13 protein-coding genes and 2 tRNA genes are annotated in these 16,621 nt (G+C 41.0%); 7 read left to right on the plus strand and 8 right to left on the minus strand.

All coding sequences use genetic code 11. From position 1 onward, the window contains the following. The first annotated feature begins 56 nt into the window (after positions 1-56). Together L3V41_RS16310 and L3V41_RS16315 are read left to right on the plus strand one after the other, a co-directional pair. Positions 57-518 (plus strand): EVE domain-containing protein, encoded by a 462-nt coding sequence (locus L3V41_RS16310; protein ID WP_062568196.1) that lies wholly within the window; start codon positions 57-59, stop codon positions 516-518. A 76-nt stretch (positions 519-594) separates the two neighbouring features. Further along, the gene (locus L3V41_RS16315; protein WP_237114695.1) at positions 595-1,626 is read left to right on the plus strand and encodes a cytosolic protein; all 1,032 of its coding nucleotides are present in this window, start codon (positions 595-597) and stop codon (positions 1,624-1,626) included. 1 nt (position 1,627) lies between these two features. Here the strand turns inward: L3V41_RS16315 and L3V41_RS16320 are convergent, their stop codons facing one another. Together L3V41_RS16320 and L3V41_RS16325 are read right to left on the minus strand one after the other, a co-directional pair. After that, complete coding sequence (locus L3V41_RS16320) at positions 1,628-1,840, minus strand: hypothetical protein (RefSeq protein WP_062568194.1); 213 nt, start codon at positions 1,838-1,840, stop codon at positions 1,628-1,630. Then, positions 1,837-2,907, minus strand: coding sequence for a potassium channel family protein (locus tag L3V41_RS16325; RefSeq protein ID WP_130151464.1), 1,071 nt, complete (start codon positions 2,905-2,907; stop codon positions 1,837-1,839). The genes L3V41_RS16320 and L3V41_RS16325 overlap by 4 nt, the downstream gene beginning before the upstream one ends. A 146-nt stretch (positions 2,908-3,053) precedes the next feature. Between L3V41_RS16325 and L3V41_RS16330 the strand changes: the two genes are divergently transcribed. After that, positions 3,054-4,004, plus strand: a complete 951-nt coding sequence (locus L3V41_RS16330) for a chemotaxis protein CheV (RefSeq protein WP_237114693.1) — start codon at positions 3,054-3,056, stop codon at positions 4,002-4,004. A 153-nt stretch (positions 4,005-4,157) separates the two neighbouring features. Further along, positions 4,158-5,471: a TIGR00366 family protein gene (locus L3V41_RS16335; protein WP_237128098.1), complete on the plus strand. Its 1,314-nt coding sequence runs from the start codon at positions 4,158-4,160 to the stop codon at positions 5,469-5,471. An 849-nt stretch (positions 5,472-6,320) separates the two neighbouring features. Here L3V41_RS16335 and L3V41_RS16340 read toward each other — a convergent pair. Continuing rightward, positions 6,321-7,337, minus strand: a complete 1,017-nt coding sequence (locus L3V41_RS16340; RefSeq protein WP_062568190.1) for a site-2 protease family protein — start codon at positions 7,335-7,337, stop codon at positions 6,321-6,323. 171 nt (positions 7,338-7,508) lie between these two features. Here L3V41_RS16340 and L3V41_RS16345 point away from each other — a divergent pair, with 171 nt between their 5' ends. Beyond that, the gene (locus L3V41_RS16345; RefSeq protein WP_083515273.1) at positions 7,509-8,735 is read left to right on the plus strand and encodes an EAL domain-containing response regulator; all 1,227 of its coding nucleotides are present in this window, start codon (positions 7,509-7,511) and stop codon (positions 8,733-8,735) included. On the opposite strand, the gene L3V41_RS16350 is transcribed toward L3V41_RS16345, so the two are convergent. Continuing rightward, on the minus strand, positions 8,732-9,796 hold the full coding sequence (locus L3V41_RS16350; RefSeq protein ID WP_062568189.1) for a hemolysin family protein: 1,065 nt from the start codon (positions 9,794-9,796) through the stop codon (positions 8,732-8,734). The two genes, L3V41_RS16345 and L3V41_RS16350, sit on opposite strands and share 4 nt — an antisense overlap. A gap of 145 nt (positions 9,797-9,941) precedes the next feature. Between L3V41_RS16350 and L3V41_RS16355 the strand changes: the two genes are divergently transcribed. Together L3V41_RS16355 and L3V41_RS16360 are read left to right on the plus strand one after the other, a co-directional pair. Continuing rightward, positions 9,942-12,437 carry a S9 family peptidase gene (locus L3V41_RS16355; protein ID WP_237128099.1) on the plus strand — a complete coding sequence of 832 codons (2,496 nt, stop codon included), beginning with the start codon at positions 9,942-9,944 and terminating at the stop codon, positions 12,435-12,437. Between the two features lie 164 nt (positions 12,438-12,601). Further along, positions 12,602-13,306, plus strand: a complete 705-nt coding sequence (locus L3V41_RS16360) for a response regulator transcription factor (protein ID WP_062568187.1) — start codon at positions 12,602-12,604, stop codon at positions 13,304-13,306. A 4-nt stretch (positions 13,307-13,310) separates the two neighbouring features. On the opposite strand, the gene L3V41_RS16365 is transcribed toward L3V41_RS16360, so the two are convergent. The 4 genes from L3V41_RS16365 to L3V41_RS16380 all read right to left on the minus strand — a co-directional run bounded on the left by L3V41_RS16365 (position 13,311) and on the right by L3V41_RS16380 (position 16,488). Next, the gene (locus L3V41_RS16365; RefSeq protein ID WP_237128100.1) at positions 13,311-14,822 is read right to left on the minus strand and encodes a YifB family Mg chelatase-like AAA ATPase; all 1,512 of its coding nucleotides are present in this window, start codon (positions 14,820-14,822) and stop codon (positions 13,311-13,313) included. A gap of 37 nt (positions 14,823-14,859) precedes the next feature. Further along, positions 14,860-15,474: a trimeric intracellular cation channel family protein gene (locus L3V41_RS16370; protein ID WP_062568185.1), complete on the minus strand. Its 615-nt coding sequence runs from the start codon at positions 15,472-15,474 to the stop codon at positions 14,860-14,862. 797 nt (positions 15,475-16,271) lie between these two features. Beyond that, a tRNA-Met gene (locus L3V41_RS16375) sits at positions 16,272-16,348 on the minus strand. Between the two features lie 63 nt (positions 16,349-16,411). Then, positions 16,412-16,488: transfer RNA gene (locus L3V41_RS16380), tRNA-Met, on the minus strand. Between the last annotated feature and the right edge of the window lie 133 nt (positions 16,489-16,621).

The raw sequence follows: 16,621 nt of genomic DNA on the forward strand, positions 1-16,621 counted from the left end.
GCGTTTAATGATACTATAGACTAATTGGAAGTAAATCTTTGTAAGAGCACCTCATTATGGCTTATTGGCTTTTTAAAACCGAACCCGATGCATTTTCAATTGATGATCTAAAAAACACACCTGAGCAAACCTCTATGTGGGATGGCGTACGTAATTATCAAGCCCGTAATTTCATGCGTGATGACATGAAGCAAGGTGATTTGGTGATGATTTACCACTCCAGTTGCAAAGCAGTTGGTGTGGTAGGCATTGCAACGATAACGCGTGATGCCTACCCTGACCCAACACAATTCGATTTAAATAGCGACTACTATGACGCCAAAGCAACAACAGACAACCCTCGCTGGTTTGTGGTCGATGTGAAATATCAATCACACCTTAAAAAGCCAGTGAGCTTACAAGCAATTAAAGCCAATGAGTCAATTACCGAAATCGCCCTTAAAAAAGGCGGCCGACTGTCAGTCATGCCCGTGACTGAACATGACTGGCAGCAAATAATGACAATGAGTGAGACATAAAATCACTGTCATTTAAATGAGCCCCCAAATTTGCTAAAATACGTCACCTTTGTTTCAAGGGTAAGATGGGGTATGTATGAAATTATTGTATTGGTTAGATGAGTGGACCAAGCTACCCCGCGACGAACAGCAAAATCAACTACCATTTATTGGCGGCGACTTGCTTGGTGATGTGTATATGAAATATCACATCAGCGATGCTAATAAGCCACTGCTATTTACCTTCTCTCCTGCTGGTACCAATTATCAAGAACATGACTTAACCGACGACTTTACTCCTTGGGGCTATAAGCTCGCCAAAAAGCAGGGAATAAATATAATTGCGTTTCAACATTTAGGGAAAAGCAATTGGTTTAGACATCGGAATCTGATTTTCTTTATTGAGCAATTGGCACCTTTAGTTAGTTGCTTTACCGAGCGATTAGGTTACGGCTTGAGTCGTGGTGGCTTTGCAGTAGGTGCATTCGCTAACTTATTAAAACTCGACAAAGTACTATTATTTCACCCTGTCAGCACCAAAAATAAAGATAAAGTGCCATGGGATGATCGCTCAAGCACAGATATCGCACAAAATTTTGATTGGCACGGTGATTACCATGACTTAGATTTAGGCCACGCTAAAGGCTACATTATTTACGACCCAACAAATCGCATCGACCGTGCCCACGCTAAGCGCTACCCACAGCTTAATCATCTAAGAGTGTTCGGAATGGGACACAGTGTACATGCCACTTACCTCAGTAAGTTTGGATTTTATAAAGATGTTGCCGTTGACTTTATGCGCCACCAGCAAGTCGATATTGCACAATTTCGCCAGCAAACACGTACACTGCGTTTTAAAGAAGACTACTATCGCCGCCTTAACAAAGCGAATGCGAGTTCCGCACACCGCTTGGCACTATTGAGTACAGCCCATAACATTTTAATTGATGAAAAAGCGGAGCATGTAAAAGAAGAGCAAGAAAACGTTGATGTGCAACCTTTGTTAGATGTTGCTCTAAAACACCAAGAGCAACACCCTAAAGATGCCGTAAAATTGCTTAAAGTGGCGCAACAACTGGCTCCTGACGATCCGGTTATTGAACACAAACTAAAACAGTTAAAATAACTTAGTGTTTACTTTTCGCCTTTTTATTTTTTTTAACGTGCCCATGCTTGGGCACGATGGTTAAGTACATGATAAGTGCTAACCACGAAAACAAGATAATCCCTATTAACCATGCATTTTTTTCATGCCCCTGAGTGCGTTTGCTATTTAAAACAATCACCACAGGCAAAATATACGCACTCAATACAATAATTAAAAACGCAACTTCATTCATTCGCTCACCAATGAAGACCAATCAACTTCATTACTAAGTACACGTTCAACGGCGATGTAGTGCAAAATATCCCCCTCACTGACGGTATAATCCAGAGGTGGGTTTAAATCCATATTCTGAGCACTTAAGTTATGCGCCACACCAAGCAAAATCGCATCATGACTTTGTTTAAAGTGATGAAATAAATTACCAAACGTCATGGCTTTTACACCCTTAGGTATTGGCAAGCTAAATTGCGTGTCACCGTGTAGCGTAGATAATAATTCTTCTTGCACACGGCTTGAACCTGGGTCTTGCATTGAACGTACAAGAATTTCTGCAGACTTAGAACTACTGCATTCAACATTATTACAATGCTCAAGTAGCATCTCAATTTTAGTTTCATCATCAAAATGAGCACTAATATGGCACTGCTCATTGACCAATTTACTGATGCGTAATGCCGTTGTGAATGTTTGGTCATCGTCTTGACCATCAATAATAATTTTATCTGCCCGCTCTATAGCCACACGTTTTAACTCATCAATATCGGTAAAACTACTTAAGCGAGCAAAATCAACATGTGTATTGTCTAGAAATGGATGTTCCATTTGCTCGGTCACTGCTAATAATATGCGTCGATCAAGACGCTTGTTATCTGCCAAAATATAGTCAATCATCTTTTTTGTCCGCGTATCATGCCAACCGAAGATAATTATATGATTGTTAATATGTGAGAAGCTTTTATCACCCGTCATAGCGCGCCTAATCAAGTAAGTAACTGTTTGCCCTGTTTTTCCTAACAGAACACCAAATAATGCCAAACCAAAAGGAATTTGTAGCAGTGCAACGATCCAGCGTCCTAGCTCTGTACTGGCACTAAAGTCGCCATAACCGACTGTAGAAGTCGTGACAACATAATAGTAAAAGTAGGTGCTAATTGGTGTGAGATCCTGCTCTCCTGCAAGCACGAGTAACCACCAAATAAGCAACATATGGAAAAGTGTTGTTATTACCACAGCCTGCCAGCTAACCTGATCAATATGACTGCGTATAAGCACCACTAAGCGGTTAAAAATATGATGCATAATCCTTGCAATGTATCTTAGAAGAAATTAACCGATACGGTACTGTAATGCATAGGTTTTGGCAACTGGTGGAAAATTCTTAATGTCTGTCGATGAAAAATAATAGTAGACTATACTTTCTCTGTATTAAGTATTAAGGGTGCAATATGTCTGGTGTTCTAGCTTCAGTCGATCAACGTACACAATTAGTTGGTGAAAATCGTTTAGAGCTCTTGCTGTTTTATCTACACAGCCGCCACTTATTTGCGCTCAATGTATTCAAAGTAAAAGAGGTTGTTAAACTTCCCCACTTAAGCAAAATACCCAATTCACATCCTAAAGTATCTGGTGTTGTCGATATCCGTGGTGAATCTATTCCTGTGATCGATTTACGTAAAGCGATTAACATGCCTGAGGCGAAACACATTGAAGATACTAACTTAGTAATTACTGAGTACAATCGCACCGTACAGGGCTTTTTAATTGGCAAAGTCGATCAGATTATCAATATGACATGGTCTGACATTATGCCGCCACCCACCGCTATTGGTAAAAACCATTACCTAACTGCACTGACAAAAATTAAACGTGATAATCAAGAGCACCTAGTTGAGATTATCGATGTTGAAAAAGTCTTGGCTGAAATTATCGAATACGAAGTGCAAATCAGCGATGACATTTTAGATCAAAATATAGTCAACGAGTTCACAGGTCGTAAAATTTTACATGCCGATGACTCCCCGACTGCGCGCAAACAAGTAAGTGATACACTAACTCAATTAGGTATAGAAATAATTCCAGCACGTAATGGCCTTGAAGCATTAGAGATGCTAAAAGGCTGGGCAGACGAGGGCAAGGATGTTGAAAAAGAATTACTGATGGTAATTACCGATGCTGAAATGCCGGCAATGGATGGTTATAGGCTCACCCATGAAATTCGCCAAGATAGCCGCCTAAAAAACCTACATATCGTTTTAAATACCTCTTTGAGTGGTAGTTTTAACCAAGCAATGGTTGAAAAGGTAGGGTGTAATGCCTTCTTGTCTAAGTTTCAACCTATTTTGCTTGTCGAGGAAGTACAATCGCGTTTAAGAGCTGTACTCGAGCAACAAAAATAGTCTTATAAATAATTGCCCTTTTAAATAACGCAAAAAATGCTGATGAGCACTTTTTGGGATGCCCAATGTAAACCCACCAAAGAATGTCGATTTGCCAATTAGTTATTTTCATGATTAATTGGCACAATCAATTTACTGACAACAATAAAAATTATGCTAAATCATGTTGCAAAGCCATTCACAAAACTGGTTGAGCGTTACCTACCAGATCCATTTATTTTTGTAATTTTATTAACTTTTTTAAGCTTTATCGTTGCTGGTATTTTCACACCATCGACACCGATACAAATTTTAACGGCTTGGGGAAGCGGCTTTTGGAACTTATTGCAATTTGCCATGCAAATGCTGTTAGTATTACTAACCGGTTATATGCTGGCAAGTACGCCTGTCATGCGACATATATTAACCAAGCTGGCGGCCTTGGCTAGTACACCTGCCAAGGCAATTATACTGGTTACGTTCGTTTCATTATTAGCAAGCTGGCTCAACTGGGGCTTTGGTTTAGTAATAGGAGCTTTGTTTGCAAAAGCGATTGCCAAACAAGTTCGCGTTGATTACAGGTTACTCGTTGCCAGTGCTTATTCAGGCTTTATTGTCTGGCATGGTGGCTTGGCAGGCTCAGTACCACTGACTATCGCAACAGAGGGGCACTTTTCAGAGCAAAGTATCGGCGTAATAGGTACGGACAGTACTATTTTTTCAGGGTTTAATATCGCAATTGTCATTGGCTTATTTATTGTCATGCCACTTGTAAACCGCTACATGTTGCCAAGCAACAAAGACAGTATATATATTGACCCTGCAAAGCTAGATGATGAACCGACTCAGTCGGTAACCCCTAGCCGTCCTGCTGAAATCATTGAGCATAGCCGCATACTGGGTATAGGGATGGGACTCATCGGCCTTGGCTATCTAGTTTATTACTTTGTACTGAGTAACGGTGGCTTAAATTTAAATAGTGTTATCGCCATTTTCTTATTCAGCGCTATTTTACTGCACCAAACACCTCATAACTTACTCACAAGCCTACAGCAAGCAATCCCAAGCGGTGCTGGAATCGTAGTGCAATTTCCATTTTACGCAGGCATTATGGCTATCATGGTTAACACGGGCCTAGCTCAGCAAATTTCCGAAGGCTTCATCGCAATAGCCACAGCCGAAACACTGCCATTTTGGAGTTTTTTAAGCGCTGGTTTTGTGAATATATTTGTGCCATCGGGTGGAGGCCAATGGGCTGTTCAGGCACCTATCGTCATACCTGCGGCACAAACACTCGGTGCCGACATACCCCGTGTTGCTATGGCCGTTGCTTGGGGTGATGCATGGACAAACCTCATTCAGCCTTTTTGGGCCCTACCTGTACTTGCGATAGCAGGACTAAAAGCAAAAGATATTATGGGCTTTTGTTTAGTGCAACTGGTGATCACCGGTGTGTTTATTGCGCTAATGCTGAGTTTTTATCCTTAAAATAAGGCTAAAGTATATAAACCCGTTTTACTAAGCCAATAAAAATATCGCAATGGATACATAGCGAGGCTTAGGGAATAGCTCTGAGATTAGCTTTTAGTGTTCGAAACAAGGTTGTTTATTTAACCGTTTCGTACTGGTTCAGTTTATATACCAAAAGCTTACTTATTCGTCCCATAATTTTTATCTGTATATTTTATAAAGTCGGATTCGTGTGTCCTAACCTTTCCTAAAAAGTCCATAAAAAGTAACATGTTTAAGTTTTTGAGAGCAAACAAGTGTTTACTTTCACGCTGTATCATTCGCTATACCAGCGTCCATTAAACTAGCTTTTTTCATATCTACCTACATAGAAACCGATAGAAAAACTTAAAAAGATTATACAAACTAATGATAGTGTTTCCGGTATGCTCTTATTTAGCTTAAATTCAATGCCTATATATGTAATCACTCCTGTAGATATTAGTAAAAATAATACGCGGTAGAGATGCTTCATTTCATACCTCCAAAACGGATAGAGTGATAAGGCGCCCTAAATGTAGTAAGGAATCATAATGATTTAAACTTTAAACGAGCACTCCAATCAATGTGCCTTGTTCTCACATAATTTCAGCCTTAAACAGCTTTCCATTGGCGTGACTCGTAAGTGGTGCTCATGCAATTGCAAAGTAATCGGAAAGCACAGATATTTAACTTAAATTTCTACCCTACTTTATGTAAATAGGATAACTCCTAAAATAAGTACGGAATATGGGCTTTCATGTCAGTAAATTCGGATAAATGACTCATGGAACATTCCGATTAATTTTATAACGCTATTTCAAATTAACTCAGCGCGAAAACAATAAACTAACTTGATAAAATTTTCATTGGTAGGCTTAAGATTGCGCTTTGTGAATCAGCAAAGTGCATCATCACGGCTACGTGGCCTGCGACCACCAGCGCATACATCACAGTTGAGAAGGTTTGCCCATAAGTATCTAATGGTACAAGGTGTGAATTATGGCGTTCACGCCACTCAAAAAGTATTTCCAGCGCACCAATAAACAAGAAAAACACTAACAACGTCAGTCCGAAAGTGTAGCTAAGCCAAAGGCCTAATAACACACCCACTAAACACATTGTTAGGCCAATCCACGAGCGCATTGAGAAACTAATACTTTTCAGCACATGCCCCCCATCTAGAGGGAGAATTGGTAATAAATTGAAGAGATTAAGTAGTGCACTTAATACTGCTACACCCGCGAATATTTCCATCTCAGTTGCGTAATAAAGCACCACACCCAGTACTGATGTGATCAAACCAAATGCTGGCCCCATCAATGAGATAACAACATCTTGCCAACGGGTCGTAATTTTATCGTCTGAAACAGCAAGCCCGCCGACAAATGGAATTAAGTAAATACCTTTGGTTTTTATACCAAAATACTGCATCGCTCTGACATGCCCATATTCATGCACAACCAAGCACCCTATTAGCATCAACGCAAACTCTATCGAGAATAGCCATGCATAACCCGCTACGGATGCTCCAGCAAGTGCTGCTTTAACAACTTTTGCACTTTTAAATAATTTAAACGCTAAAGCGACAAGGCCAATAACGCTTCTTTTGGGTTTAGTAGGTGTCATCGTGGGTATCACTAATCGGTGAGCAAACTGCTGATTTATGTAAATAGCTAAGCAGCGGTTATCAACATTACACGTATCTAAGCCGACTCGCTCACCTCGAAAGTCAAACTCATACATATACTGCTTGGGCGACTCAAAGGTAATAGCTTGTTGATGATGAAAAAGTCCTACTAATTGCGAACCTTTAAGGTGCAAGGTAAAAATTTCATCTGCTAGACTTAGCTGTATCGTTATCATAATGATTTTAAACGCTATTGTTGTATTAAGCTATTACATTTAGAAAAAGCAAAATTCCGGATTATTGACAATATTCTTAAAGTAGCGTTTTTTTTCATCACTGACCAGTTATAAAACATGACGAACTCCTTTTTTCCTACTACTTTTAAAGAAGATTAATTTATTCATGGAGTGAATAAGGTGAAATCAAACCGACATATACTTGTAGTAGATGACTCCAAAGCAATTTTAATTGTTATGCAAGCCATACTAAATGAGCTCGAGATAACAAATATCACAACCTGCTTAAGTGCAACTGATGCGTTGGAGAAAATCAAAAAAGCACCCCATTACTTTGATGCCGTATTTACAGATTTAAATATGCCGGATATGGATGGGATGGAGCTTATTCGACACTTAGGTGAAATGAAATACAATGGTGCGATAGCCATTATTTCTGAAATGGATCCAAAAGTCATTGATTTAGCGGCAGATTTGGCACGTAAGCATAACGCCCACTTGATTGGCAACATTTCGAAACCTGTACAATTGAATCAGGTTTATTTATTGCTGCAAAAACTTGAGCATTTTTCTGTTCACATTGAACGTACAAAATCACCTATTTCAGAGTCGCTGCTCCTGCATGCGATAAGTCACAATGAAGTGCTTCCTTATTATCAGCCCAAAATCAATCGCCATGATAATCGGGTAGAAAGCATTGAGGTATTGGCACGTATAAACACCAGTAAAGAAGATGAAGTCGTCTTGCCAGATCGATTTATCTGCATTGCTGAAGACTTAGACCTCATTAACCTCATCACTTTTCAGTTATTCGAAAAAGCAACCAATGACTTTAATGAGATAAAAGAGCATTTTGATCCTAACTTAAAGCTGGCATTCAATTTATCACCTTCCCAGTTAGAAGACTTAAGCTGCCCTGATAAGTTAGCCCTGATCCTACACCTTAATAAACTCACTCCCAGTGAAGTGATATTAGAAATAACAGAACAATATGCTTTACGAAGTGCTGCACAGCTAGAAACGCTTAACCGCTTACGCATGAGGGGCTTTGGCATATCCCTTGATGATTTCGGTACAGGTTTTACAAACGTACAGCAACTAAAAACGCTGCCTTTTACTGAAATAAAAATTGATAGAACCTTGATCAGCAATATTGAAACCGATCAATTTTCACAAGTTATCGTCAGTAGTTTAGTAAATATTGCCATACAAGAGGACTTAGCGATTGTTGCAGAGGGCATCGAGCGCGTTGAAGAGCTTGATTACCTTGATAGGTATAAAGAGTTCATTCTTATGCAAGGTTTTTTACTATGCCGACCAAAATCCAAAGACGACTTTTTAAATTGGTCTTTATCATGGCGGCAAATGGTTAAAACGGCGGCTGGCTATAGGCGTTAGGGCTTACGCTTATCATCACTAACAATCGTATTGCTACTTTCTAGGCGCTGTCGCCAACGCTGCTTGGCAACATGCTGCATATTAGCTGACTGATCATGTTCATCAACTATTTCGAGGCCCATCAACGCTTCAATGAGATCTTCAAGGGTGACAATTCCTTGCACATCCCCGTACTCATCCACGACTAGGCAAATATGAGTGCGTTCTGTCAACAGTGTTTCAAGCAAGGTTGGCACGTGTAATGTTTCTGGCACAGTATAGATAGGTTTTACTAACTTACTGATTTTATAGTCTTCGCCTAATCGGTGATAAGCAAGCATAATATCGTTCTTATGCACAAAGCCAATAATATCATCGCCATTTTGATCATACACCAGTACACGAGAAAATGACGAAGAGCCATATTCAGACAAGTACTGATTAACGGTTAAATCTTTATGTACTTTGAACAATACAGTACGTGGTGTCATGATGGTATCGAGCTTAGCGTGGCGAAAGTGCAATAAGCTTCTTATTATTTCAGATTCATCCTGACCAAGCGCTCCCGATTCCGTTCCAATATCCGCCATAGCCTCAATTTCTTGACGAATATAATAAGCTTCATCGTAATTTCGACCTAAGAAACGAGTAAGAATATCTGCAAACCAGACAAAGGGTTTTAACATAAACACCAAGCCAACTAAGCCAAGGCTGACAATAGGCGTCAGAGCGCGCCAATAATTAGCGCCTAATGTTTTAGGGATGATCTCAGACAGCACCAACACTAATAACGTCATAATAGCTGATGCAACGCCCACGGCAGCATCAGAAAAAACCACGGCTGCTTGAGCCCCAACTCCTGCAGCACCTGCGGTATGTGCAATGGTATTGAGAGTTAAGATAGCGGCAAGCGGCTGATCTATATTATCTTTAAGTTTGGAGACACGTTTAGCTAAATGAGGCTGTTGTTTACGTATTAATGCAACATAACTGGGCGTAATGCTTAATAACACCGCCTCCATCACAGAGCACAAAAACGAAATCGTAATGGCGACGACCATGTAAACAAGTAAAAGTGTCACTATCTATCCTCACTTTGGGGTAACTTGCTCACCTTAACAAGTGTATGACTTAACCTCAAACCCTGATTGCATTCTAACGCAGAGCACTTTTTGGCTTTTTTAGCGCGTGCTATATTAGCTCAAATTACCGACTATAGGCTCAATTATGACGTTTAGAAGAACTTGGCAGAGTAAGTCTACCCATTTAAAAATAACACTGGGTGCATTCGTACTCAGTGCCCTAAGCACAACCTCTTTGGCAGACCCAATCGACAAATCAGCCATTCAGTTTATTGGCCCACTTGCAGAAGATATGCAACTGAAGCCGTATCAAACCGATCATCGCGATGCCATCATCGCAAACTTATTGCCAAGCTTACAAACAAGCAGTGACAGTATACATTTGTTTGGTAATGACGTTGACTGGCAAGCATTCGACAAAGTCAGTGCGTTAACCCTTGGAGGGTTACAAGCACTTAAATTCACAGCGTCAACAGATCGATTCAGTGAAGGCACATTGACCTTAAAAGGCATTGAAAACGCTCAGCTATTTATTGATGGCGAAAAACAAACAGAAAAAAATCAAGCCTACGAATTAGCCTTAAGCCAAGGCGATCATCAAATTGTTATCGTTACGGAGCAAGTCGCAAACTGGAATCAGGTGGTGCTTGATTTTACAGCTAAATCTGAACTAGACGCTATACAATTTAGCGCTAAACAGCAACATGGTTTATCGGCTAAGCAATTATTCGATGCGCCGACAATTAGCTTTGTGTCAATGGCACCCAGTGGCGATTATTTTATCACGAGCAAACGTCATTACGAAGATGCAACCGCCAACCAAGCTCAATATGTTACAGAGCTTAAAGACGCCAAGAACAATACTCTGTATCGTTTCGAGTCAGCTCAGCCAAGTAGTATAACTTGGAGCCCTGACAGCAAACGTTTAGTGTATCTATTAAATGGTGAGCTTAAGCGCTTAAATCTAAAAACCATGCAGCTGAGTGTCATCGCTAAAAACCTCTCTGGAGCGAACGGCTTTCAATTTTATGACCAAAACAGCTTGATCTTTAGCTGGTCAAAATCACCTGAAGATAATGGTAAGCTCACTAAGCACTATCAAGGTCTACAAGATCGCTGGTCGTATGCTCGTACGACATCACAAGTCTATTTACTTGATATTGCCACAGGTCTTAGCAAAATAGTAAGCCAAGGCCCACTTAGCCACTCACTTGAAGACTTTGATGCCAAACGTGGCAGCATATTAATGAGTCGCTCAGCACAAGCAATGCAACTATCACCCGAGCCAGCAACTGAGCTGGTTGAATTAAACCTGGCGACATCAGCGCTGAATGTACTTGGTCAATTTAAAACCTTTAATCAGGCTAAATACACAAACGAAGGGATTTATGTAACGGCAGGCCCTGACTTTAACAATGGTTTAGGGCGTAACCTACCACAAGGCATGCTTGCTAATAACTACGATGGGCAACTTTACCTTTTAAGTCGTGATGGTAAAAAAGCCACAGCGTTAAGCAAAGAATTTAATCCTGCAATTGGCCAACTCAATGTACTTGAAAATGGTGATGCACTTATAAAAGTTACAGAACAAGATACAGTACAACTTTACCAGTATGACCTCAGTAAAAAGCGCTTTAATAAGGTGAACGCCGGCTTTGATGTTGTTGAGCAATTTAGTTATTCAAAAGAACGCAACCCCAGCATTTTGCTCACTGGCACTACAGCTTCAACACCTCAGCAACTGAAACAACTAAGCCTAGGTAACAGCCGCGCGAAAATATTGTGGGATTCAAAACCGATCGCCTATAAAGATACTGCCATTGCCTCACTTGAAGAGTTTAACTTTACCAATAAAGACGGTATTGAAATTAAAGGCCGCGTTTACTTGCCGCACAACGTAGATAAAAGCAAAAAATACCCTGCACTGGTCTATTATTATGGCGGTACATCACCCGTTACTCGTGGTTTTACAGGTCGTTATCCATTTAACTTGTGGGCTGAGCATGGCTATGTTGTTTATGTTGTGCAACCAACGGGCGCAACAGGCTTTGGCCAAGAGTTCTCAGCTAAACACGTAAATGCATGGGGTGAGTACACAGCGAACGATATCATCGATGGCACAAAGGCGTTTTTAAACCAGTATCACTTCGTAGATAGCAAACGTGTTGGCAACTTAGGTGCGTCCTATGGTGGCTTTATGACTATGCTACTGGCTACCAAAACAGATATGTTTAGTGCCTCAATCGCCCATGCTGGCATTTCTAATATTACGTCGTATTGGGGACAAGGCTGGTGGGGGTACTTATACTCTAACGAGGCGTCTAAAAATAGCTTTCCTTGGAATAATCCAACTCTTTACAGCCAACATAGTCCTGTTTTTCATGCCGACAAGGTGACCACACCATTATTATTACTGCATGGTGATTCGGATACGAATGTACCGGTTGGGGAAAGTCACAATATGTACACGGCATTAAAGTTACTAGGAAAAGATGTCGAACTCATTGAGTACAAAGGCGCAGACCATCAGATATTTGCACGCGATAAACGCTTTGATTGGTGGGACACCATGCTCGCTTATTTCGATAAAAATCTAAAAGAGCAGCCACAATGGTGGCAATACCTTTACGCTGAAAAGTAGATTTTTATATAGTTGAGTACTACAAAAGTACTCAACTTTTCTTTCACTTTACGACACCTAACTAATTAAATTGTAAGAAATAGTTATAAACCTATCCATTACACTTCTCACTCTTTGTCATACAGTGCTAACATAACAACAAATCAAGTGTGAAATAGAAGCTAATGACTATTCAAGTTTTATTGGTTGAAGATGACGAGCTACTCGTCAAACGTATTCTCAACCATTTTAAAGAGACTGAATTTGAGATTGAGGTAGACTCAACAGGTGCCGATGCACTGGGCATTGTGCAATCCCGCGCCCCTTCACAAAATGCAATCTCTTTAGCTGTCATCGATATAGTACTACCCAAACGTGATGGTCTGCTATTAGCAAAAGAACTCAACGCGCTCACAGAAATTGGCGTAATTATGCTATCAAGCAGAGACTCTCAAGCCGATCGCATTGCAGGGCTTGCCCAAGGTGCAGATGACTACATATGTAAGCCCGTAGACTTACTTGAGCTCGAACTTAGAATGCGTGCCCTTCACAAACGTCTAAAGAGCTCTCAAAACGATGATGAAAGCGAAGAGTTTATTGAATATGCCGACTTCAAGCTACACCCTGATAATCGAACCTTGATTACCCCCAACGGTGAAGAGTCGCGCCTAACAGAAGCTGAACACAAAGTACTTATTTGCTTAATTGCAAATGCGGGTAAAGCAACATCACGTGAAAAGATATCTGAAGAGATTGGTCAACCAGATTGGAGCCCAAGTGATCGCACCGTCGATGTATTGATTGGTCGACTACGTAAAAAATTAAGTGATGAAAAGGATCAGAAGCGTATTGTTACAGTACGTGGTAAAGGTTACATGTTATCGATTTAAACTTTTAGAGTTGCGTTAGCTGACTAATTAGCCGCTCAAATGCCCGATAATTTAATGCTTCTTTTAGCTCACTTAAGGTTATATTTGGCTGCGCTTTTAAATCGCTGATGGTGCGTGCCACTTTAATTACCCGATGATAAGAGCGAGGCGATAAAGCCAGTTTTTCACTGGCTTTAGCTAAAAACTGAAGCTCTGCGGCTGCTAAAATACAGTAACGATTCATTTCTTTATTATTCAAACGCGCATTCACTTTGCCTTGTCTTTCAAGCTGAATTGCGTAGGCACGCTCAACACGTGAGCGAACTTGCTCACTGCTTTCTTCTATTTCAGTACTTTGTAGTTGGCTACTGGTTAATCTTGGCAACTCAATTTGTAAATCAATACGATCGATAAATGGCCCTGACACCCGAGATAAGTAACGTAGCACTTGATCGGGCGTCGCTCGCTTATCTGTGTGGCTACCTGTTGGGCTTGGGTTAAGGGCTGCAATCAACTGAAATTGCGAAGGGAACTCCATTTGCCTCGCGGCTCTTGATATCGTTACTACGCCCGTTTCCATAGGTTCACGCAATGAGTCGAGTACTTTTCTCTCAAATTCAGGCAGCTCATCCAAAAAAAGCACTCCATTGTGGGCTAATGAAATTTCCCCTGGCTTTGGGTTTGACGAACCACCAACAAGTGCGACTGCTGAACACGTATGATGAGGATTGCGAAAGGGACGCTCACGCCAATTCGCTAAATCGACTGATTGACCAATAATTGAATAAAGCGCTGCGGTACTAATCGCTTCATTGTCAGACATGGCGGGCATAATTGTCGGCATACGCTGTGCGAGCATAGATTTGCCTGTACCCGGAGGGCCTAAAAATAACAAATTATGCCCGCCAGCAGCGGCAATTTCTAATACGCGTTTCGCGCCTGGTTGCCCTTTAACATCGCTTAAATCGAGGAGAGATTCCCTATCTAATTCCTGCTCTGGGTATTCAATATTCAAAGGAAGGGGTTGCTGGTTAAGTAAGTCGTTCCAGACATCCTGAATAGAATATACTGCTTTTCGTGCGACCCCAGAAACAAGACTCGCCAAGGAGTCATTATCGGCAGGAAGAAAGCAACAACGGCCTTTCTCTTTAGCACCGAGCACGGAGGGCAAAATCGCATTCACGCCTCTTACTTCCCCATTTAAGGCAAGCTCACCATAAAATTCATAACGATGAATATCGGGACAACTAATCTGCCCTGATGCCACCAAGATGCCTACGGCGATGGCTAAATCAAAGCGCCCTCCCTCTTTAGGCAAGTCTGCGGGTGCTAAATTAACCGTGATCCGCTGATCAGGGAAGCCAAACTGTGAGTTTTCAAGTGCGCTTCTTACGCGATCTTTCGCTTCCTTCACAGATGTTTCGGGCAGACCAACTATATGAAAAGCCGGTAAACCATTACCTAAATGCACTTCAACTATGACTTCTGGTGCTTGTACGCCTATTTGTGCACGAGAGAAAATACGAGCTAATGACACGTTTCATCTGTCCCTATAACAAGTCCTAAGTTATAGTTTAATCAGAATATTTAAAAATATGCAACGTTAACCGCCACTTCATCGCCGCCAGTCGTAAAACAAGCGTCACTAGCATTGCAATCACCATCGCAAGCTCTGTTACAAAACCAAAAGAAATACCCAGCGTATAAGCGACTCCGCCTGCAATACAGGTAATTGCGTATAACTCACCTTTTAATAGCATAGGCATATTACCTGCGAGCACATCACGGATCATGCCGCCGAAGCAACCTGTAATAACGCCCATAATAATAGCCGTTGTGTCAGGCATACCTGCCAACATTGCTTTTTGAGCGCCCATAACAGCAAAAAACGCCAGACCAAATGCATCTGCTATCTGTAGCGTATTAAATTCAATCGAACGCTGCTTATTAATTAAACGTGTAGTAACAAATACCGAAAATAAAATAGCCCAAAAATAGCTTTGATCATGTAACCAAAAAACAGGAACATCTAGGATTAAGTCACGCAACGTACCACCACCAATTGCCGTTACGGTGGCAAGTACAACAACCCCAAAGCCATCCATTTTTTTATCATAGGCCAGCAGCGTACCTGATACAGCAAATACAGCCACGCCAATTAAGTCAAACCAGTGGTAAAGTTCAGTCATACTTGTAACTAAAAAGTAATTTTACCTACCTTGTAACATAAACGTTTCAATCTTTTAAGAGAAGATTATGCAAGTCACTAAACGTAGCAGAAGAAAAATATCAATCCGTTTAATCAAGAGAGCTATTTTGAAGCAAGAAACCATATTATTAATAGGCAATGATTTCGTATTATTACCTATTAGTACAAACATTATGATGAGATAAAAAGATTTTTTCGATACTCAAGAGCACCTTCACTTTCTTATAGGCATAAAAAACACGCTTTCGCGTGTCTAGTATTACATATTCATTTTTAATTTCAGTTGGTTGCGGGAGCTGTGAATTTTGAGGGCGAACCGACGACCTTTGGGTTTTGAGCCTGAGCAGCTGAATTTCAGGCATAAAAAACACGCTTTCGCGTGTCTAGTATTACAGATTAATTTTTAATTTCAGTTGGTTGCGGGAGCTGTGAATTTTGAGGGCGAACCGACGACCTTTGGGCTATGAACCTGAATTCCAGGCATAAAAAAACACGCTTTCGCGTGTCTAGTATTACAGATTAATTTTTAATTTCAGTTGGTTGCGGGAACTGTGGATTTTGAGGGCGAACCGACGATCTTTAGGCTATGAACCTGAATTTCAGGCATAAAAAAACACGCTTTCGCGTGCCTAATGTTACGTATTAATTTCAGTTGGTTGCGGGAGCTGTGAACTTTGAGGGCGAACCGACGACCTTAGGGTTTTGAGCCTGAGCAGCTGAATTTCAGGCATAAAAAAACACGCTTTAGCGTGTCTAATGTTACGTATTAATTTCAGTTGGTTGCGGGAGCCGGATTTGAACCGACGACCTTCGGGTTATGAGCCCGACGAGCTACCAGGCTGCTCCATCCCGCGCCTGAAATTATTAAGTTTATTTTACTTCTCACTTAATTTAAGAAGTCAGCCAATTCAAAGAATTGGTTGCGGGAGCCGGATTTGAACCGACGACCTTCGGGTTATGAGCCCGACGAGCTACCAGGCTGCTCCATCCCGCGCCTGAATATTAAGTTTATTTTACTTCTCACTTAATTTAAGAAGTCAGCCAATTCAAAGAATTGGTTGCGGGAGCCGGATTTGAACCGACGACCTTCGGGTTATGAGCCCGACGAGCTACCAGGCTGCTCCATC

The sequence above is a fragment of the Pseudoalteromonas sp. L21 genome (genome assembly GCF_021728035.1).
GTDB classification, from domain to species: domain Bacteria; phylum Pseudomonadota; class Gammaproteobacteria; order Enterobacterales; family Alteromonadaceae; genus Pseudoalteromonas; species Pseudoalteromonas arabiensis.

Excerpts from the sequence above, each read along its gene's own strand:
- L3V41_RS16310 (WP_062568196.1), top strand. The coding sequence starts at position 57 with ATGGCTTATTGGCTTTTTAAAACCGAACCCGATGCATTTTCAATTGAT.
- L3V41_RS16315 (WP_237114695.1), top strand. The coding sequence starts at position 595 with ATGAAATTATTGTATTGGTTAGATGAGTGGACCAAGCTACCCCGCGAC.
- L3V41_RS16320 (WP_062568194.1), bottom strand. The coding sequence starts at position 1,840 with ATGAATGAAGTTGCGTTTTTAATTATTGTATTGAGTGCGTATATTTTG.
- L3V41_RS16325 (WP_130151464.1), bottom strand. The coding sequence starts at position 2,907 with ATGCATCATATTTTTAACCGCTTAGTGGTGCTTATACGCAGTCATATT.
- L3V41_RS16330 (WP_237114693.1), top strand. The coding sequence starts at position 3,054 with ATGTCTGGTGTTCTAGCTTCAGTCGATCAACGTACACAATTAGTTGGT.
- L3V41_RS16335 (WP_237128098.1), top strand. The coding sequence starts at position 4,158 with ATGCTAAATCATGTTGCAAAGCCATTCACAAAACTGGTTGAGCGTTAC.
- L3V41_RS16340 (WP_062568190.1), bottom strand. The coding sequence starts at position 7,337 with ATGATAACGATACAGCTAAGTCTAGCAGATGAAATTTTTACCTTGCAC.
- L3V41_RS16355 (WP_237128099.1), top strand. The coding sequence starts at position 9,942 with ATGACGTTTAGAAGAACTTGGCAGAGTAAGTCTACCCATTTAAAAATA.
- L3V41_RS16360 (WP_062568187.1), top strand. The coding sequence starts at position 12,602 with ATGACTATTCAAGTTTTATTGGTTGAAGATGACGAGCTACTCGTCAAA.
- L3V41_RS16370 (WP_062568185.1), bottom strand. The coding sequence starts at position 15,474 with ATGACTGAACTTTACCACTGGTTTGACTTAATTGGCGTGGCTGTATTT.